14 protein-coding genes are annotated in these 17497 nt (G+C 70.9%); 6 read left to right on the forward strand and 8 right to left on the reverse strand.

The features are described from left to right. Nucleotides 1–518: 518 nt before the first annotated feature. Entirely contained in the window at nucleotides 519–1397 is an 879-nt protein-coding gene (locus ACIRL2_RS42635; protein ID WP_402239867.1) for a TIGR04222 domain-containing membrane protein, read from the reverse strand. Between the two features lie 351 nt (nucleotides 1398–1748). On the opposite strand from ACIRL2_RS42635, the gene ACIRL2_RS42640 reads away from it, so the two are divergent. The 3 genes from ACIRL2_RS42640 (at nucleotide 1749) to ACIRL2_RS42650 (ending at nucleotide 4600) form a co-directional block, all read left to right on the forward strand. After that, nucleotides 1749–3077 carry a M20/M25/M40 family metallo-hydrolase gene (locus ACIRL2_RS42640; protein ID WP_395868889.1) on the forward strand — a complete coding sequence of 443 codons (1329 nt, stop codon included), beginning with the start codon at nucleotides 1749–1751 and terminating at the stop codon, nucleotides 3075–3077. 201 nt (nucleotides 3078–3278) lie between these two features. Then, entirely contained in the window at nucleotides 3279–3518 is a 240-nt protein-coding gene (locus ACIRL2_RS42645; protein ID WP_395868891.1) for a chaplin, read from the forward strand. 452 nt (nucleotides 3519–3970) lie between these two features. Next, nucleotides 3971–4600: a chaplin gene (locus tag ACIRL2_RS42650; RefSeq protein WP_395868892.1), complete on the forward strand. Its 630-nt coding sequence runs from the start codon at nucleotides 3971–3973 to the stop codon at nucleotides 4598–4600. 84 nt (nucleotides 4601–4684) lie between these two features. Here ACIRL2_RS42650 and ACIRL2_RS42655 read toward each other — a convergent pair whose 3' ends face one another. Then, the gene (locus tag ACIRL2_RS42655) at nucleotides 4685–4870 is read right to left on the reverse strand and encodes a DUF5703 family protein (RefSeq protein ID WP_395868893.1); all 186 of its coding nucleotides are present in this window, start codon (nucleotides 4868–4870) and stop codon (nucleotides 4685–4687) included. Nucleotides 4871–4987: 117 nt separating this feature from the next. On the opposite strand from ACIRL2_RS42655, the gene ACIRL2_RS42660 reads away from it, so the two are divergent. Beyond that, complete coding sequence (locus ACIRL2_RS42660; RefSeq protein ID WP_402239872.1) at nucleotides 4988–5629, forward strand: hypothetical protein; 642 nt, start codon at nucleotides 4988–4990, stop codon at nucleotides 5627–5629. A 114-nt stretch (nucleotides 5630–5743) separates the two neighbouring features. Here ACIRL2_RS42660 and ACIRL2_RS42665 read toward each other — a convergent pair whose 3' ends face one another. Then, a complete protein-coding gene (locus ACIRL2_RS42665; protein WP_395868897.1) occupies nucleotides 5744–6877 on the reverse strand; it encodes a chemotaxis protein in 1134 nt (377 codons plus the stop codon). A 300-nt stretch (nucleotides 6878–7177) separates the two neighbouring features. Here ACIRL2_RS42665 and ACIRL2_RS42670 point away from each other — a divergent pair, with 300 nt between their 5' ends. Beyond that, complete coding sequence (locus ACIRL2_RS42670; protein ID WP_395868899.1) at nucleotides 7178–8734, forward strand: ABC transporter substrate-binding protein; 1557 nt, start codon at nucleotides 7178–7180, stop codon at nucleotides 8732–8734. Here ACIRL2_RS42670 and ACIRL2_RS42675 read toward each other — a convergent pair. The 3 genes from ACIRL2_RS42675 to ACIRL2_RS42685 form a co-directional block, all read right to left on the reverse strand. Beyond that, entirely contained in the window at nucleotides 8706–10268 is a 1563-nt protein-coding gene (locus tag ACIRL2_RS42675) for an MFS transporter (protein ID WP_402239877.1), read from the reverse strand. The two genes, ACIRL2_RS42670 and ACIRL2_RS42675, sit on opposite strands and share 29 nt — an antisense overlap. A gap of 72 nt (nucleotides 10269–10340) precedes the next feature. After that, the gene (locus ACIRL2_RS42680; RefSeq protein WP_395868903.1) at nucleotides 10341–11393 is read right to left on the reverse strand and encodes a fatty acid desaturase family protein; all 1053 of its coding nucleotides are present in this window, start codon (nucleotides 11391–11393) and stop codon (nucleotides 10341–10343) included. A 336-nt stretch (nucleotides 11394–11729) separates the two neighbouring features. Further along, nucleotides 11730–12677: a LysR substrate-binding domain-containing protein gene (locus ACIRL2_RS42685; protein WP_395868905.1), complete on the reverse strand. Its 948-nt coding sequence runs from the start codon at nucleotides 12675–12677 to the stop codon at nucleotides 11730–11732. A gap of 499 nt (nucleotides 12678–13176) precedes the next feature. Between ACIRL2_RS42685 and ACIRL2_RS42690 the strand changes: the two genes are divergently transcribed. Beyond that, a complete protein-coding gene (locus tag ACIRL2_RS42690) occupies nucleotides 13177–15042 on the forward strand; it encodes a hypothetical protein (RefSeq protein ID WP_402239881.1) in 1866 nt (621 codons plus the stop codon). A gap of 87 nt (nucleotides 15043–15129) precedes the next feature. Here ACIRL2_RS42690 and ACIRL2_RS42695 read toward each other — a convergent pair whose 3' ends face one another. Continuing rightward, nucleotides 15130–15852, reverse strand: coding sequence for an SMI1/KNR4 family protein (locus ACIRL2_RS42695; protein WP_402239882.1), 723 nt, complete (start codon nucleotides 15850–15852; stop codon nucleotides 15130–15132). Nucleotides 15853–15861: 9 nt separating this feature from the next. Further along, on the reverse strand, nucleotides 15862–17367 hold the full coding sequence (locus tag ACIRL2_RS42700; protein ID WP_395868911.1) for an MFS transporter: 1506 nt from the start codon (nucleotides 17365–17367) through the stop codon (nucleotides 15862–15864). Nucleotides 17368–17497 lie beyond the last annotated feature (130 nt).

A 17497-nucleotide genomic window follows, 5' to 3' on the forward strand; every position in this document is an offset into this window, starting at 1 on the left:
CCGCCTCGGCACCTCGGCCACATCGGGCCAACGCACCGGGTCGATCCGAGTCGGGGCAACCTCGATCACACTCAACGCAGACTCCCTCCAGTCCTGTGCCGCACCACGGGCGCGCCGCGCGGCCACGGCCCGGGCAACCGGCGGTTCCGAGCCGCGCCGAGGTGCGGCGCCACCGGGTGACGCGGGATCGGACCGAGCAGGGGTCGCACCGTGTATGGGCGCCGCTCCCCTCGCACCCGAGCCACAAACGGCCGCGCACCCGGATGGTGCAACGTGACCGTCGGCGCCTGATTCCGCCCGACTCGGGCAGCACGGTGGGTGGTTGCCCGCACCGGGAAGGAACGGCGAATCGTAGAACTCCTTTTCGGGCGCGGCTCTTCCCGATCGTCGGTGGGAACCGCGTATGTGCCTGTCCTGCGTGTGTGGCGGGACAACACGACGACGGCACAACGCGAAAGCGGATCGGCCCGAAGGCCGATCCGCTCGCCACACCCCCGCTCCCGCTCCCCGTCGGGAGGTCAGCCTCCGCAGCCCCCGCCGCCGCCACAACCCCCGCCGCCACCGCAACTGCTGCCGCCACCACAGCCACTGCCGCCGCCGTCGCCACCACCTCCGCCGCCGCCGCTGCTGCCGCCGTAGGCCACCAGCGCGGTCCGGGCCTCCGGGTCCGGGTGCGCGGCCATGCCCAGGCAGGCGACCGCGAACAGGCCCACCAACGCGCCGGAGCCGACCAGGGCACCGGAGCGCCGGTCCGCCCGCAGCTGCGTGGTCAACTCGCGCAGTGCCCTGCGGCCCGCCCCGGTGGCTCGCAAGGGAGCACTCGTCAGGCCCGCGAGGACGAAGGTGAGCACCAACAGCGGGACCAGGAATACGACCGGCCTGCTGTGCGCCAGGCCGTTGACGAAGCGGGCGATGCCGACCAGCGCGAGCACGAGCATCAGCCGCGCCGGCATCTTGCCGATCCGACGGGCCAACGGGGAGTGCGCGAGCCCGCGCTCGACCAGGCTGCCCTCGATCTGCGCCATCATGCTGCTGCGCGACCAGGCCCGCAGCAGCGCGAATCGGGTGCCCCGGGTGGTGCGCAGGCAGTCCATCACGGCCGCCGCGACCGGCTCCGCCGGCCGTGATCCGGTGGCGACGGTGACCCTGCCGGCGCGCTGGACGTGTACGTATCCCTCGGTGATCAGCGACGCCAGCGCGGTGTCGGCGACCCGCATCGGCCCGCCCGCGAGGTAGGCGGCGTCGTACGCGCCCAGCGGTGCCCGGCTCGCCTGGCCGCGGACCGCCCACGCCATCACGATCCGCAGCACGATCGCCAGGACGAACAGGCCGGCCAGGATCCCGCCGTAGAGCTTGAGGAATTCGGGACCGGTCAGGCCCCACGCGGTGCCGTTCATGTGACGTCCCTCCCGATGGTCCGACTCGCCGTTTTGGTCTGCTTGTTCATCCTGATCCGGAAGGTAGCAGCGGCTCGATCCACCCGGTCAGAGGCATCTCCCTACGTTCCGCGGAGGTCCTCGCCGCCGCCCCTGCCGCGGCTGCTTCGCCGCCTCGTCGACGGCCCGTCGCGGCTCCTTCGCCGCCCTGTCGCCACGCTGTCGCCGCCCCGTGCGCGACCCGCTCGGCCGTCCCATTCAACTGACTGGTCGTCAGAACACCGCCCGGGTCCATGCCGACCCCGCGTACGGGTGCAGGATGGTGGTACACCCGTACACACGTGCCGTTCCGCCTTTCCCGAGGAGCCCGTCATGACGGAGGCTGTCCGTCCCCAGCCCACCACCACCGCGGAGAACGAGGTCGTCGACCTGTGCCGCGATCTGATTCGGATCGACACGAGCAACTACGGTGACGGCTCGGGTCCGGGAGAACGCGCCGCCGCGGAGTACGTCGCCGAGAAGCTCGCCGAGGTCGGCCTCGAACCGAAGATCTACGAATCCGAGCGCGGGCGGGCCAGCACCATCGTGCGGATCGAGGGCACCGACCGCTCCCGGCCGGGGCTGCTGATCCACGGTCACCTCGACGTGGTGCCCGCCAACGCCGCGGACTGGACCTACGACCCGTTCGCTGGCGAGGTCGAGGACGGCTGCGTGTGGGGCCGCGGCGCGGTCGACATGAAGGACATGGACGCGATGGTGCTCGCGGTGCTGCGCGACCGGGTCCGCACCGGCCGGCTGCCCTCGCGCGACATCGTGCTCGCGTTCGTGGCCGACGAGGAGGCCGGCGGCGTGTTCGGCGCACGGCACCTGGTGAACAACCACGCCGACCTGTTCGAGGGGGTCACCGAGGGTATCGGCGAGGTCGGCGGCTTCTCCTTCACGGTCAACGACGATCTGCGCCTGTACCTGGTCGAGACCGCCCAGAAGGGCATGGACTGGATGCGGCTGATCGTGGACGGCACCGCCGGCCACGGTTCGATGATCGCCAAGGACAACGCGATCACCGAACTGGCCGAGGCCGTCGCCCGAGTGGGTCGCCACAAGTTCCCGATCCGGGTCACCAAGACCGTGCGCGCGTTCCTGGACGAGATCTCGGACGCGCTGGGCATCGAACTCGACCCGGACGACATCGAGTCCACCATCGAGCGGCTGGGCCCGATCGCGAGCATCATCGGCGCGACCATCCGCAACACCGCGCAGCCGACCATGCTGAACGCGGGATACAAGGTCAACGTGATCCCCGGGCAGGCCACCGCGCACCTGGACGGCCGGTTCCTGCCGGGCTTCGAGGACGAGTTCCACGCCGAGTTGGACGCGGTGCTGGGCCCGCGGGTGCGCCGCGAGACGGTGCACACCGACCAGGCCCTGGAGACCGGATTCGACGGCGCGCTCGTCGAGGCGATGTCGGCCGCGCTACGCGCGCACGACCCGGCCGCGCGCGCGGTGCCGTACTGCCTGTCCGGCGGCACCGACGCCAAGTCCTTCGCCGATCTGGGTATCCGCTGCTTCGGGTTCGCGCCGCTGAAGCTGCCGGCCGACCTCGACTTCGCGGGCATGTTCCACGGTGTCGACGAGCGGGTCCCGGTGGACGGGCTCAAGTTCGGCGTGCGGGTGCTGGATCACTTCCTCGACAACGCGTGAGCGAACGGCGTGCGGTCGGGCCCGGGATGGCTCCCGGCACCCCGGCCGCACGCCGGTTGGTCCCGGAGCCCGGGCGTTCACCGGGTTCGGGCCCGATCGAGTGAATACCTCGGCTCGCGCGTAGCCTCCGCCCGATCCCGTCGTTTCCCCTTGTGCGGCGCGCAAGCGCGTCGTGGTGTCGACAAGGAGGACGGAAGAATTATGAAGAAGATGGGCAAGGTCGCGTTCATCGTCGCGGCCGGCGGTGGTCTTGTGCTCGCCGGCGCCAGTGGCGCCATGGCGAACTCCGAGGCGGAGGGTGCGGCCGTCGGCTCCCCCGGTGTGCTCTCGGGCAACAACCTCCAGGTTCCGATCCACATCCCGATCAACCTGTGCGGCAACACCGTCGACATCATCGGTGTGCTCAACCCCGCGTTCGGCAACACCTGCATCAACGCCTGATCCAGGCCCACACGCTCGTTGGCGTGCGGACGGCCCCGAGACCCACGCGGTCTCGGGGCCGTCCCGCTGTGTGGTCCGTGCGGGTACGACCGCCCGCGGGCAGCGGGCCGGACGGGGCGGTCCGCGCCGGGACCGCGCAGGTCCTCATCGGGATCACCCGGGCCGACCCCGGCGCTCCCCACGAGGCCGCGCGGCGACCGCCGGCGGGCCCGCGACGGTGCTTTCGCACCGATGTTCCCGTATCCCGAAGCGCGGTCGCCATCGGTCGACCAAGCGCCCGCCTGGGAATCGGAGCGATCAAAAACGATCGGAATCCGGTTCCGGAGGATCCCGAAACTCAGCCGTACGAGCGAATCGACCCAGCCCCGGTGACCTCCTGCGTCGGCTCTCGTTGACGTCCGTGCGGGGTCAACATCCCCCGCCCCTCGCGAGAGAGACACAGGGGTACTTACATGCACCAGCTCGCCAAGAAGGGGTTGTTGGTCGTCGTCGCCACCACGGGCGCACTCGCGTCCGCGGCGGTCGGCGTGGCCGGCGCCAGCAGTGGAGCCCAGGGTGCGGCGGCCGGCTCACCCGGCGTGGCGTCGGGCAACAACATCCAGGTCCCGATCCACGTCCCGGTGAATGTGTGCGGGAACACGGTGAACGTGGTCGGCGCGCTGAACCCGGCGTTCGGCAACAACTGCGTCAACGGGTCGCACAACCCGCCCGCCACGCACCCGCCGACGACGAAGCCCCCGACCACCAAGCCGCCGACCTCGTGCCCCCCGTGCACGAAGCCGCCGACGACGAAGCCGCCCACCACGAAGCCCCCGACCACCAAGCCGCCGACCACCAAGCCGCCGACGACGAAGCCGCCGACCACCAGTGGCACCAGCGGTGGCACGACGGGTGGGGTCACGGGCGGTACGACCGGTGGCGACACCACCGGCACCAGCGGCGGCGGCACCGGCGGGTCCACGAACAACGGCGGCTCGCTCGCGCAGACCGGTTCGGACGCACTGGTGGTGGCCCCGATCGGCGCCGCGCTGCTGCTCGGCGGCTTCGTGCTCTACCGCCGTTCGCGCCCCGTGCAGGACTGAGCACGACGGACGCGACGCACGACCCGAGGACCGCTCGCCCCTGGGAGGACAGGGGCGGGCAGTCCTCTTTTTTGTGACGATCCGTCACATGGTGCGCACCTGCCGGATGATGCGGCGCCGCAGCACCACCCGGCGACTCCCGTCGCCGCGCAGGAGCAACCGATCCAGCTCCCAATACCCGTACTCCGCATGCTCGGTCAGGATCCGGCACGCGTCGGTGCGGGACGTGCCGCGCGGAATGTCCAGTTGCCGAAACTCGTAGTCCGCCATGTTTCCATTCCCCGGCGGCCGCGCCGAGGCGCGGTGACCGGCCTTTTGGTGACTCTCCGACTCCGCCATCAGTGAACCATTGTGCGCGCGTGGGGCTCTTGCGGATAACGTCAGCCCATGACCGGTGTCGCAGAGCCCACGCCAGAGCAGGTCCGTGCCGCCGCGGACGTTCTCAAATCGGCGATCGACGACCATTTGGCCGCCGTCGAAGCCCGCCAGGGCGAGAGCGACCCGGCCGTGTTCGCCGCGTACGACGCGCTCGCCGCCGCCGCCGAGGCGTACGACGAGCTGTTGTACGACGCCTATGACGAGGTCACCCCGTTCGAGGTGCCCGGCAGCAGCGAGGAAGCCGAGTACGAGGGTCCGACCAACCCGGAGGCGGTCACCGTGCTGATCCGCCGGGACTATGCGATCAAGGACCTGATCACGCTCGTCGACCACGCCCGCCGGGCCGACGCCGAGGCCGGCGACGCCGAACCGCCGACGTCCCCGCGCGACACCGGCACGGACAGCGCGTCGAGCGCGGTCGCGGTGTTGTTCGACGTCTACGACCCGGACGAGATCGCCCAGCGCGCCGATGAACTCGGCCTCGAACCCGGCGATTCCACCCTGTGGGTGTCGGCGATCGAGCCGACCGAACCGGGCGAGTGGCTGGACGCGCCGTTCGACGACGCGGATCCGCGCAGCATCATCTACCGATTCGAGACCAGCACCGCGTACGAGGACGATCTCGAGGCGCTGGAACGCGATCTGCACTGATCGCCGCCCCACCCCCACCATGACACGTGTCACACGAGTGCGGCGGCGCCCCCTCCGGGTGCCGCCGCACTCGTCACGTTCCGGGCCCGCCGGTCGTCCGCCCGCCGGCGCGGCTCAGTAGCGCAGCGCCAGCGCGATGCCGCCGGCCTCCTTCAGGGTGTCGTCGGGTACGAAGACCACTTCGCCGTCCGCCTCCAACACCGCCTCGACCACGGTGTCCACGATGTCGTCCTCGGCCCGGCCGGCCAGTACCGCATCCTCGGCGTGCGGTCCGGTCAGCACCTGAAGCGCGATCTCCCCGGTGCTGTCGACGGTGACCAGGCGCCCGGTCACCCGCAGCCCCTCCTCGACCACGAGGAGGGCGCCGCGGCCGGCCCGGGCCGGCGCCCACGTCTCCTGGATGCCGCCGGCGTACCGCTTGGCGCTGCGCGCGTCGTCCAACCCGCGCAGCGCCGCCGCGGTCGCCTCGGCCGCCAGCGCGGCCCGTGCCGGCGCGAGGATCTCGGCGAATTGCGCGGGAGTGGCCTCCACGACGCCGCCGACCTCCAACTCGGTCCCGGCCAGGTGCGCGCCGTTACGGGTGCCCTCACGGAACGCCTTGACCTGCGGCCGCAGTCCGACCACGACGACCTTGCCCGGGCGCCCGGCCAGCGCGCGCGCCAACTGCTCGTCGGCCTCGTTCAACAGCCGCCGGAAGTCCTCGCTCACCCCCATGCCGCCGCCTTCGCGGGTGGGCGGTCCGTCCCGCTCGGGGCCGCCCGAGGTGACCGGGAAGCCGCCGTCGCGGATCTCGTGCACCCCGTCGCCCCGGCCGTGCCACAGCCTTACCTCGTGCTCGCTGAGCACCAGCGCCCAGTACGGGGTGAGCCGCTCGGCCGCGGACACCAGGTTGCGGGTGAGGTAGGTGGTCGCCAGGATCACCCGCTCGCTCACCGGCGCCTCCACGGTGAACGCGTAGTGCTCCTCGGCCGACGCGTACAGCACCAGGCCGTCCAGGAAGTGCTCGGGATCCAGTTCGGCCGCCGCGGCCTTGAGGCGGTCCACGGTCTTGATCCGCGCCTCCCGACCGACCTCCGGATCCGCCGAGAGCCGCTTCTCCGCCTCGGCCAGTACGTTCCGCAGCCGAATGTGGTCCTGCTGGTTCTCCGGGCGGTGCCGGTGCGTGGGCAGCGTCAAGGACACCGCGGGGTACGCGCGCGGGCGGCGCAGCTCGGCGAGCAGTTCCGGCGACAGTGCGGCGGTCGTCATGCGGTCTCCTGGCGTGCGTTGCGTTCGGGGGTCTCGGGCTTGGACGCCGTGTCCGTCGAGGGCCGACAAACACAGCGTCCTATGCCCGATTTACCACGGAAATCGCATGAATCACCCGACCGGCCCGCAGGCTCCGCGTCGATCACCCACCGCCCCGGGGCGATCACTCTGCATGGAACGGTTGTTGACGGTGAGTCAGGAGTGACCCTAGGTTGATCCCCATTGCTCGTCGAGACGCAGCACCCATGGAGACCCAGGGTCCGCCCGACCCGGGATGGGCCCGTGCGAGGAGCGACCACCGTGCGATCCGTGCTCCCCCGGCAGGCGGCCCTGTTCGCCGCGTTGACCGGGCTGACCCTGACCACCGCCGCCTGCGGCTCGCAATCATCGGGCACCGGCGGCTCGTCGCGTGCCGCGATGACCGTCCTGGTCACCCAGGAGGCGCGCAGCCTGGACCCGACCGTGGCGAGCCTGTCCCAGATCACCGGTGGGACCCAGGCCGCGGCCGTGTTCGACGTACTGCTGTGGATCGATCCCAAGACCGGGCGGGCCCAACCCCAGCTCGCCGAGAGCGCGACCGCGGCCGAGGACGGCCGGGTCTGGACGCTGCGTCTGCGGCCGGATCTGAAGTTCTCCGACGGCACCGCGCTGGACGCCGAGGCGGTCCGGTTCAACTGGGAGCGGCACGCCGATCCGGCGAACAAGTCGATGCAGGCGCGCGTGGTCGCCGGGCTCGGCATATCCGTCGCCGACAGCCGGACCCTCAAGGTCACGCTGCCGGCGCCGAACGCGCACTTCGACAAGGTGATCGCGCACAACCTCGCGTTCATCGGCTCGCCCACCGCGATCAAGGCCGACCCGAAGGGCTTCGGCGCCAAGCCGGTGGGCGCCGGGCCGTACCGCCTCAAGAGCTGGGTGCGCGACCAGCAGATGGTCCTGGAGCGCAACCCCAAGTACTGGCAGGTGGGCGGACGGCCGCCGCTGAAGGAGTTGACCCTCAAGCCGGTGGTCGACCAGACGCAGCGGCTGGCCATGTTGAGCGCCAACCAGGCCCAGGTGCTGACCACGGCCCAGGCCAAGCTGATGGGGGACGCCCGCAAGGCGGGCCTGCCGGTGCTGACCGAGGCCAAGAGCGGCGGGTTCATGACGCTGTTCAACACCAGTCGGCCGCCGTTCGACGATCCCCGCGCACGCCGCGCGTTCGCGCTGATCATGGATCCGACCCAGCGCGCGAAGGTGGTCACCGACAACGCCGGGAAGCCGCTGAGCACGTTCCTGCGCCCGGGTTCGGACTTCGCCGCGCCGGACGCGCCGATGCCGGCGAACAACCGGGCCGAGGCACAGCGGCTCCTGGACGCGCTCGCGGCCGAGGGCAAGCCGCTGTCCTTCACCTACAGCACGTACAACAGTCCCGGCTCGCACGTGACCGCCGAGTACTGGCTGGCGCAACTCGCCGAGATGAAGAACATCTCCATGAAGACCGAGTTCCTGGAGGGCACCCAATACCTGCAGAAGGTGCAGATCCAGCGGCAGTTCGACGCGGGTGAGTTCGTGTTGTCCTTCGACGACCCGGAGCCGGTGTTGTACAACTTCCTGCACTCCAAGGGCCAGGACAACCACATGCAGTGGAAGAACCCGGCGGTGGACCAGGCGCTGGATCGGGCCCGGGCGGGCACCGACGCGCCGGGCCGGCGCGCCGCGTACGCGCTGGTGCAACAGGAACTGGCCAAGGACGTACCGATGTTCGCCTACGAGCAGGCGTTCACCGCGGCGATCCAGGCGAAGGACGCGAAGGTGCTCGACCTGACCGTGTTCGAGGACGGGCTGATCATGTTCGACCGGTTGGGTCTGGGCTAGGGGCGGCCGACCAAGGCTTGCTCTCCTGAGCGGAGCTCGACGGCTGCGGCGGAATGGCCGCGGCCGTCTGGCCGGTGGGCTCGGGGATGCACAGGCACGCGACGAGCGCGCAGCAGGCCACCACGCCGGCGATCACGAAGACGACCATGTAAGCGTGCAGGGCGGGCAGCACGAGGCCGCCGACGTCGATCGTGTACGACGTGAGCACGGCCGCCACCACCGCACTGCACAGGGCCTGGCCGATGGTGCGCATCAGCGCGTTGATGCCGTTGGCGGCGGCCGTCTGCGCGGCGGGGATGGCCCGGATGACCAGCATCGGCAGCGCTGAATAGCACATCGCGGTGCCGGAGGCGACCACGGTCGCGCCGAGGATGATGGTCCACAACTCGTGGCTGGTGAAGATCCGCACCACGTAGCCCAGGCCGAGCAGGATGGCGCCGACGCCGAGGCAGAACCTGGGCCCTCGGGTGGCGGTGAGCCGGGTGGAGATCGGCGAGAGCGCGACCATCATCACCCCGCCGGGCAGCAGGCACAGGCCGCCGACCGCGACCGACACGCCCAGCCCGTAGCCGCTGTCCTTGGGCGTCTGCACGAGTTGGGCGGTGGACAGGCTGTTGGCGTAGAACGAGAAGCCGATGAACAGCGCGGCGATGTTGGGCAGCAGCACGGCCGGCCGCGCGGTCACCCGCAGGTCCACCAGCGGGGTGCTCACCCGCCACTGGTGCGCGCCCCACGCGAGCAGGATCAGCACGGCCGCGCCGAGCAGGCCCAGCGTGCGGGTGCTCGTCCAGCCCCACGCGGTGCCCTTGGACACCGCGAGCAGCAGGCAGACCAGGAACGCGGCCAGGCCGAGCGAGCCGATCACGTCGAATCGGCCGGGGTTGCGCACCGGCGACTCGCGCACGACCAGCACGATGGACACCAGGACCAGCAGGGCCAGCGCGGTGGCTCCCCAGAACAGCGCGTGCCAGTCGGCGTGATCGACGACCAGACCGGCCGGCGGGAGCCCGATGGCCGCGCCGATGCCCAGCGTCGAGCTCATCATCGCCACGCCGCCGCCCACCTTGGCCGGCGGCAGCTCGTCGCGCAGGATGCTGATCCCCAGCGGCACGACCGCGGTGGCCATGCCCTGAAGGGTGCGGCCGACGATCAGGACGCCGATGTCGGAGGTGAGCGCGCACATGAGTGAGCCGATCGAGAGCACGCTCATCGCCACGACGAGCATGCGCTTCTTGCCGAACATGTCGCCGGCCCGGCCCAGCAGCGGCGTGCACACCGCGCCGCTGAGCAGGGTCGCGGTCAGCGTCCAGCTGACCGTCGACGCCGAGCTGCCGGTCAGCGCGGGCAGATCCGGGAGCAGCGGTACCACCACGGTCTGCATGAGCGCGGCGACGATGCCGCACGCGCCCAGGACCGGTACCAGGAAGCGTTGCCGTGGGTCCTGCGGAGTGGGGGCGGGACCGGCCACGGGACGGCGCTCCTGGGTGGGGAAGGGGATGGTCGGCCCCACCCTAGGGATAGATGTACAACACATCAATCGTTTCCGCGCACCGTTTCCGCGCACCTTGCCGCGGGCCTTCGCCCGCGGCATCCCGCCGCGGCCGGCCTACCCGGCGTGCTCGGCGCGCAGCGACGCGCCCACGCCGTGCATGTGACCCAGCGCCTGCCGATAGGACCGCACCAGGCTCGTCTCCAGGTACGGCACCCCGAGCCGGTCGCAGTGCGCGCGCACGATCGGCTGCGCCCGGCGCAGGTTGACGCGCGGCATGTTCGGCACCAGGTGGTGCTCGATCTGGTAGTTCAGGCCGCCGAGCATCCAGTCGGTGACCGGTCCACCCGTGACGTTGCGCGAGGTCAGCACCTGGCGCCGCAGGTGGTCCCACTTCACGCCCGGCTCGGGCGTCGGCATGCCCTTGTGGTTGGGCGCGAACGCCATGCCCAGATGCAGACCGAGCAGCGCGTGCGTGACGAACACGAAGACCAGCGCCTTCACCGGCGACATCGCGATCAGCAGTACGGAGAAGTACAGGGCGTAGTGCACGGCCAGGACCGAGCCCTCGACCAGGCGCTCGCGCGGGGTGCGCTCCTTGAGCGCCATCAGGCCGTTGACCTTGAGGTTGAGCCCTTCGAGCAGCAGCAGCGGGAAGAACAGCCGGGCCTGGTGCCGGGTCAGCCAGCCCATCAGGCCGGTGCGGCCGGCGGTCTGGTCGGCGTCCCAGACCAGCACGCCGACCGAGACGTCCGGGTCCTTCTCCAGGTGGTTCGGGTTGGCGTGGTGCTTGTTGTGCTTGGCGTTCCACCAGCCGCAGCTCATCCCCATCAGCAGGTTGCCGTGCAGCAGCGAGAGCACGCGGTGGGTGCGCGCCTTGCGGGCGATCTGCTGGTGACCGGCGTCGTGGCCGACGAAGGACGCCCGGGTGGTGAACAGCGCGACCGGGATCGCCAGGGCGAGCTGCCACCAGGAGTCGCCGACCCAGAGCACCGCGGCCCAGGAGCCGAGCAGCAGGAGCAGGTTCAGGCCGATCATCCGGGCGTACCAGGCGGTGCGCCGCTCCAGCAGCCCCGCCGTCTTCAGCTCGGCGAGCAGCGGTGCGAAGTCACTACCCCGACGCTCTTGCGATATATCCGGCTTATCCAGGATTGGTGCGGTCAAGGTCATGGGGCGTCCCGGTTCTGGGTGAGGGGTGGTCGGGTGAGCGCGGTGGCTTGGCGCCATCTCGACGCTATTGATCAACCGCCCGAGGGACGATCCGACAAGCCCCCCGATCGTGGGGGGAGGCTGCATACCCCGCGAGGGGGTCGAGCACCATGGACACGCGCGGCGCGATCCGGTAGGTGGCCGGCACGGGGCTCGGGAAACCCTTGACGCGTTGCAGGAACTGTCGCACCCGGATCGGGGTGCCGGCTACCCGTTGCGACGGGGAATATCCGGGAATCGACCGAACCGTACCGAAGCGCCGCGGTTCGTGGCCCCGCGGCCGGGGGTCGGGCGTGCTCAGTCCGGGTCGAGCGCCGCCTCGTCGCCGAGCGCGGCCCGCAACGCGACGGCCTGTTCGCCGATACAGGCCAGGAACGCACCCACCGCCGGCGTCGGCGTGCGGTCCGCGATCAGCGTCGTGCCCACCGTGCGGCGCACCGATTCCAGCGGCACCGGCAACACCGCGAGCCGCTCGTCGCCGGTGACCACGAGCTCGGGCAGCGCGGCGATCATGTCGGTGGCCAGCAGCAGCGCCCGGATGGTCAGGATCGAGGTGCACTCCACCCGGTCGGCCGGCAGCGGCAGTCCGCTGCGCACGAACAACTGGGCCAACTCGCTGCGCAACGCGGTCTGTTCGAGCGGCAGGATCCACGGATGCGCGATCGTGTCGGCGAGAGCGCGCGCGCTGTCCAGGAGCGGGTGGCCCTGCCGCACCACCAGCCGGATCGGCTCGCGATACAGCGCGCTCTGCCGTACCCGACCGGCGTCCGCGGCCCGGCCGAGCCGACCGATCACCACGTCGATCTCGCCCGCGAGCAGTTGCGGGTACAGCACGTCGTAGGTGGCCTCGCGGACGATCACGGTGATCCCGGGCCGGTCCCGCTTGAGCGCGGAGACCGCGCGCGGCAGCAGCACGCTGGTGCCCGCGAGCAGCGTGCCGACGGTGACCGTACCGGTCTGCCCCTCGCGCAGGCTCGCGATGTGGTCGCCCGCCCGGCGCACCTCGGCCAGGATCACCCGCGCGTGGGCCACCAGCGCGTCGCCGTACAGCGTGGGGCTCATCCCGTGCGGGCCCCGCTCGAACAACGGGACGCCGACCATCGTCTCCAACTCGCGCAGGGTGCGGGTCGCGGCGGGCTGGGTCAGGTGCAGTGCCTCGGCGGCCCGGCTGACTCCCCCGTGCTCGGCGATCGCCGTGATCAGGGTCAGATGGCGGAACTTGAGGCGTCCGTCGAGCAGGTCCACGCAGGCTCCCGTACCGGTCCGATGGTGCGAACCCGACGGGGACGCATACCTGTTTGGTGATGTTGTGGCGCCGGATCGGCATTGGATGGACATGCGCCAACGCAGCCATCATGCACGTGGCGACAGCTTCTTGACGAGCCGTTCGCCCGGATACGGGCGATCGGGTCGGGTAACGACGCGCCGTTGTTGTTCGGCCACGACGCCGACGCGTTCCGCGCCGCGGAGCGTGCCGGTCCGTCGGCACCGCGGTCCTCGACCAACGCGCGGTGGCACCGGAGCTTCCGGGGCCACCGGGTCGGGTTGCTTCGCAGGATGTGGCATTCGCCTGCGAAGAGGTAACGGGGAGCGGTGCGGCCGGCCATCACGGCGCGTTCGGAGGCTGCCGCCTGCTGGAAAGCGGGCCGAACCCGCCGGCGACCTCGGCGCCGTCCCCGCGTGGCACCCCGTCCCACCGCAAGCGCACTTCCCCGTCATTGTCCCGTGTCGGAAGGTTCGTCAGATGCGCCGCAAGCCCGCCCCCGGCAACAGATCCGGTAGATCCGCCAGATATCGCAGATCCGGCGCCCTCGCGGTGGCCGCCCTGGTGGCGGTCACCACCGCCGGCTACCCAGGCGGCCCCGACGGCGACGACGCCGCCGGTCCCTCGCCGCACACCGCGAACGCCGCGGCCGGCAAGCAGGATCCCAACATCCCGTTCGTGTGCCAGGAGCGGCGTCCGCAACCGGCCGACCCGAACGCCTACGGCATGCAGCTCGACGGCACGTTCCTGGCGCCCGCGGCGACCCCGCTCGACGAGGAGAACCCGCACCCGTTCCCGGGCCGCCGCGCCGAGTACGACGCCAGGCAGTACGTGAAGAACATGAACGTCGAAGCCGCCTACGAGGGCTACGACTTCACCCCGGACTTCTTCCACACGTGGCAGAACATCGTCGACTTCGGCGGGCGCCGGTACATGTTCCAGTACGACCGCTCCGAAGGCCGCGTCTACGACATCACCGACGTCAAGCACGTCACGGTGGTGGAGCGGATGACCCGCGAGGACGTCGGCGGCGACGAACTCAAGGCCAACGGCACATGGGCGGCGGGCGATTATTGGGGCGCGTCCACGATCCAGTGGAACAAACGGCTGAACGCCTACGTGATGGTGCAGTCCTTCGAGGACAAGCGGCAGATCAGCGAGTTGACCGACGAGCCGGGTCACGACAAGTACGGCAACCCCGCCGGTGTCGAGAAGTTGCGCACCAAGCCCGGGCTCAAGGGCTTCAAGGTCTATCGCCTGGACGGGCCCCGGAAAACCGATTGGCGGCTGATCTCGACCGTCAGCACCGACTCGACCCAACCGGACCCGCTGAACAGCGACCCGACCAGGGCCCAGCAGGGCTCCGGCTCACTGGACGTGCCGTACTGGGACGGCGGCAAGTACATGTTCATCGCCGTCGCGCCGAACGACACCTTCGCCAACACCGAGTACCCGACCAACCTGCACTCGGCGGGCTACCAGTCCTACGACATGTCCGACCCGACCAGGCCGAAGCTCCTGGACACCTGGCACCTGCCCGGCCAGGTCACCGGCGAGGACGACGCGTACGCGAAGAACCCGCGCTGCGGCAACCGAACCAGTTGGCTCGGCGCGCGGATGTCGCTGTTCGTGCCCAAGCCGGTCGAGCAGGGCGGCCGGTACGGCTTCGCGGTGCAGGGCGGTCTGGGCATGACCATCCTCGACATCTCGGACCCGGCGCGGATGCGTCAGGTGGGCCACGTGGACCTGCCGCCGTCGGTGGCGGGCACCGAGGGCGACAACATCGACGTGTCGCAGTACGAGAAGACCGGGATGATCTACCTCTCCGGGTACCCGCTGACCGAGGACTGCTACGAGCCGTACAAGCCGATCTACCAGATCGACGCGCGGGACGTGGCCAACCCCCGAATCGTCGGCCAACTACCCCGACCCACGCCGCCGAGGTCGGCCGGGATCACCGACTACTGCCAGCGTCGGGGCAGCTTCGGCCCCAAGCGCACCGGCTACTACACCAACCCGGGCCGGCACGACGACGGCACGCTCGTGTACGGCTTCTACAACGCGGGCGCCCAGGTCTTCGACGTCGGGAACCCGGCCCGGCCGGAGATCGAGGCGTACTTCGTGCCGAAGGCGTTCGGCACCAAGACCAAGGACTGGCCCACCGAGGACGGCACCTTCCCGGAGTGGGCGATGGGCAACCAGACGCACGGCGTCTACGTCGAGTGGGACCGCAACGTGGTGTGGGTGCTGACCAATCACGGCATCTACGCGCTGTCGTCCAAGGACGTGCTGGGCAAGCCGAACCTGGGCAAGCCCAAGGAGCCGTTCCGCAACAGTCAGTCCTGATCTCGTCGCGATCGGGTCGTTGCGATCGCCCAGGCCCGGGGTGCCCCGTCGGGGGTGCTCCGGGCCTCGGCGCGTGGTGACGGCGGGTCAGCCGTCCCTACCGTCCTCTTCCCCGTCCTCCTCTTCGCCGCAGACCGCGTCGAAGAACCGCTCCAGGTCCTCCTCCGTGCGGGCGCGGACCAGGATCATCCCGCCGTCGTAGCGGGCCAGCAGGTCGGGGCCGGCGAACCAGCGCACCCGGTTCCCGGGGTCCTCGCACTCGGGATATCCGGGAAAAGCCAACTCGGTGAGTCCCTCCGGGAGTTGCTCCACTTCCTCGGGGGCGAACTCGATCGCCTCGACGAGTTCGTCGTCGAACAGCAGCACTTCGGACAGCACCGTCTCGATCGCCGCGAGCGAGAACCGGGGCAGCCAGGCCGACCACCGTTCCACGTCGGGCTCGGCCAGGCTGTAGCTCGCGATCACCGCGGGATCGTCGCCGTCCGGCCGTATGCCCCACCACGCGACGCCCTGGTTCTCCTCGCGGAACACCAGCACGCCGTCCTCGATGTAGAGCTTGTCCGGTGGCAGCAGCACATCGTGATTGCTCGTCAGGTCCGCGCGCCGCCCCACCAGTTCGTACAGCTCCCGGAGCGCGGTCGGCAACGGGACGCCCAGTCGCGCGGCGCTCGCGTCCAGTTCCGTCGGGTCGTAGCCGTCCGAGGCGCCGATCGCCCGGGACCGGTCGGCGGCGAACGCGCGGATGAACTCCCAGGCTCCGGCCCGATCCGCGAGCGCGGAGGGCAGTGCCGCGTGGATGTCGAAGGTCATGCCCGGACGCTACCGGGTCACCCGCGAGCCGCCCCGGCCCGCCTCGGCCGGCGCCGGCGCGCGTTCCTTGCGCAGATCCAGGAACGCGACCACGAACGCGGCGAGCACGAACCCGACCGAGACCACCAGCCCGTGACGCAGCGGCCCGGCCCAGTCCTGCCCGTGCACGGCCGCCAGTCGGGAGAAGAAGACCGCCCCCACCGCCGCGATCCCCATCGCCGAGCCGATCCGCTGGCCGGTCTGCAACACCCCGCCCGCCGACCCGCCCTGCGCTGGGGGCACCTCGGCCAGGGTCAGCGTCTGGTTGGGCGAGATCACCATTCCGCTGCCCAGCCCCGCACACACCAGCGGCGCCACCAGCGCCCAGCCGGCTCCCTCCCCGGGCACCTCGTACACCGCCAGGATCGCGCCGCCCAGGCCGACCGCGACCAGCACCAGGCCGCCGGTCACCAGCGCGTGTCCGAAGCGGTTCACCAGGCGTCCGCCGATCGAGGCGCCCACCGCCGAGGCGAGCGCGAACGGGGTGATCGCCACGCCCGCGAGCAGTGCGCTGTAGCCCAGTCCGGACTGGAAGTAGAGGGTGAAGACGAAGAAGATCGAGGTGAATCCGGCGAAGTAGAACAACATCACCAGCAGGCCCAGCGTGTACGAACGCACCTTGAACAGCGCCAGGTCGACCACCGGCTTGCGACCGTGTCGGCCCTGGCGGATCTCCCACAGCACGAAGAGACCGAAGAACGCCGCCGCGACCGGCACCAGCAGCCACTTCGCGGGCCCCTTCCACTGGCGTTCCTCGACCAGCGGAAGCAGCAGCGACACCACGCCGGAGCCGAGCAGGAGCACGCCGATCGGGTCGAGTTCGCGCAGACAGGCCCGATGCGCGTGGTCGGGCCCCGGCAGCAGGCGCCAGGCCAACACGAACGCGACGATGCCGATCGGGAGGTTGACGTAGAACACCCATCGCCAGCCCTCTTCGGCGCCGAACGCCTTGATGATCAGGCCGCCGAGCAGCGGGCCGACGGCCGTGGAGATGCCGATCACCGTGCCGAACATGCCGAACGCGCGGCCGCGTTCGCGGCCGGAGAACATCTGCTGGATCAGCGCGGACACCTGCGGTGTGAGGATGCCGCCGGCGATGCCCTGGAGCAGTCGGGCCAGGACCAGCCACTGCGAGGTCTGCGCCGCGCCGCACAGCGCGCTGGCGCCGGTGAACAGCGCCAGGCCGGTCATGAACATCATCCGGCGACCGCGCGCGTCGCCGATCCGCCCGGCCGGTACCAGGGCGAGTCCGAAGGTCAGCGCGTAGCCGGACAGCACCCACTGGATCTCGCTCTCGCTCGCGCCGAGGCCCTCGCGGATGGACGGCAGCGCGACGTTGACGATCGACACGTCCAGCAGGGTGATGAACCCCGCGATCAGACAGACCGCGAGCGCCTGCCACCGATGCGGATCGGGCTCGTCGCGCTCGGTCACCGTCCCACACCCCTCCTCCGCAGCCACCGCGATGGTGGCCATCCGAAGGACGGTGCCCACATTCCCCACCCGCAAGGCCGCCGCCCGGGTGACCCGTCGATCCCGGGCGGTCCGCTCGCCTGCCGCCGCCCGGCGGTCGACCGTACGCGGGCCCTCCCGCCCGCGCCCGATC

This window comes from Embleya sp. NPDC127516, assembly GCF_044765325.1.
Classification (GTDB): domain Bacteria; phylum Actinomycetota; class Actinomycetes; order Streptomycetales; family Streptomycetaceae; genus Embleya.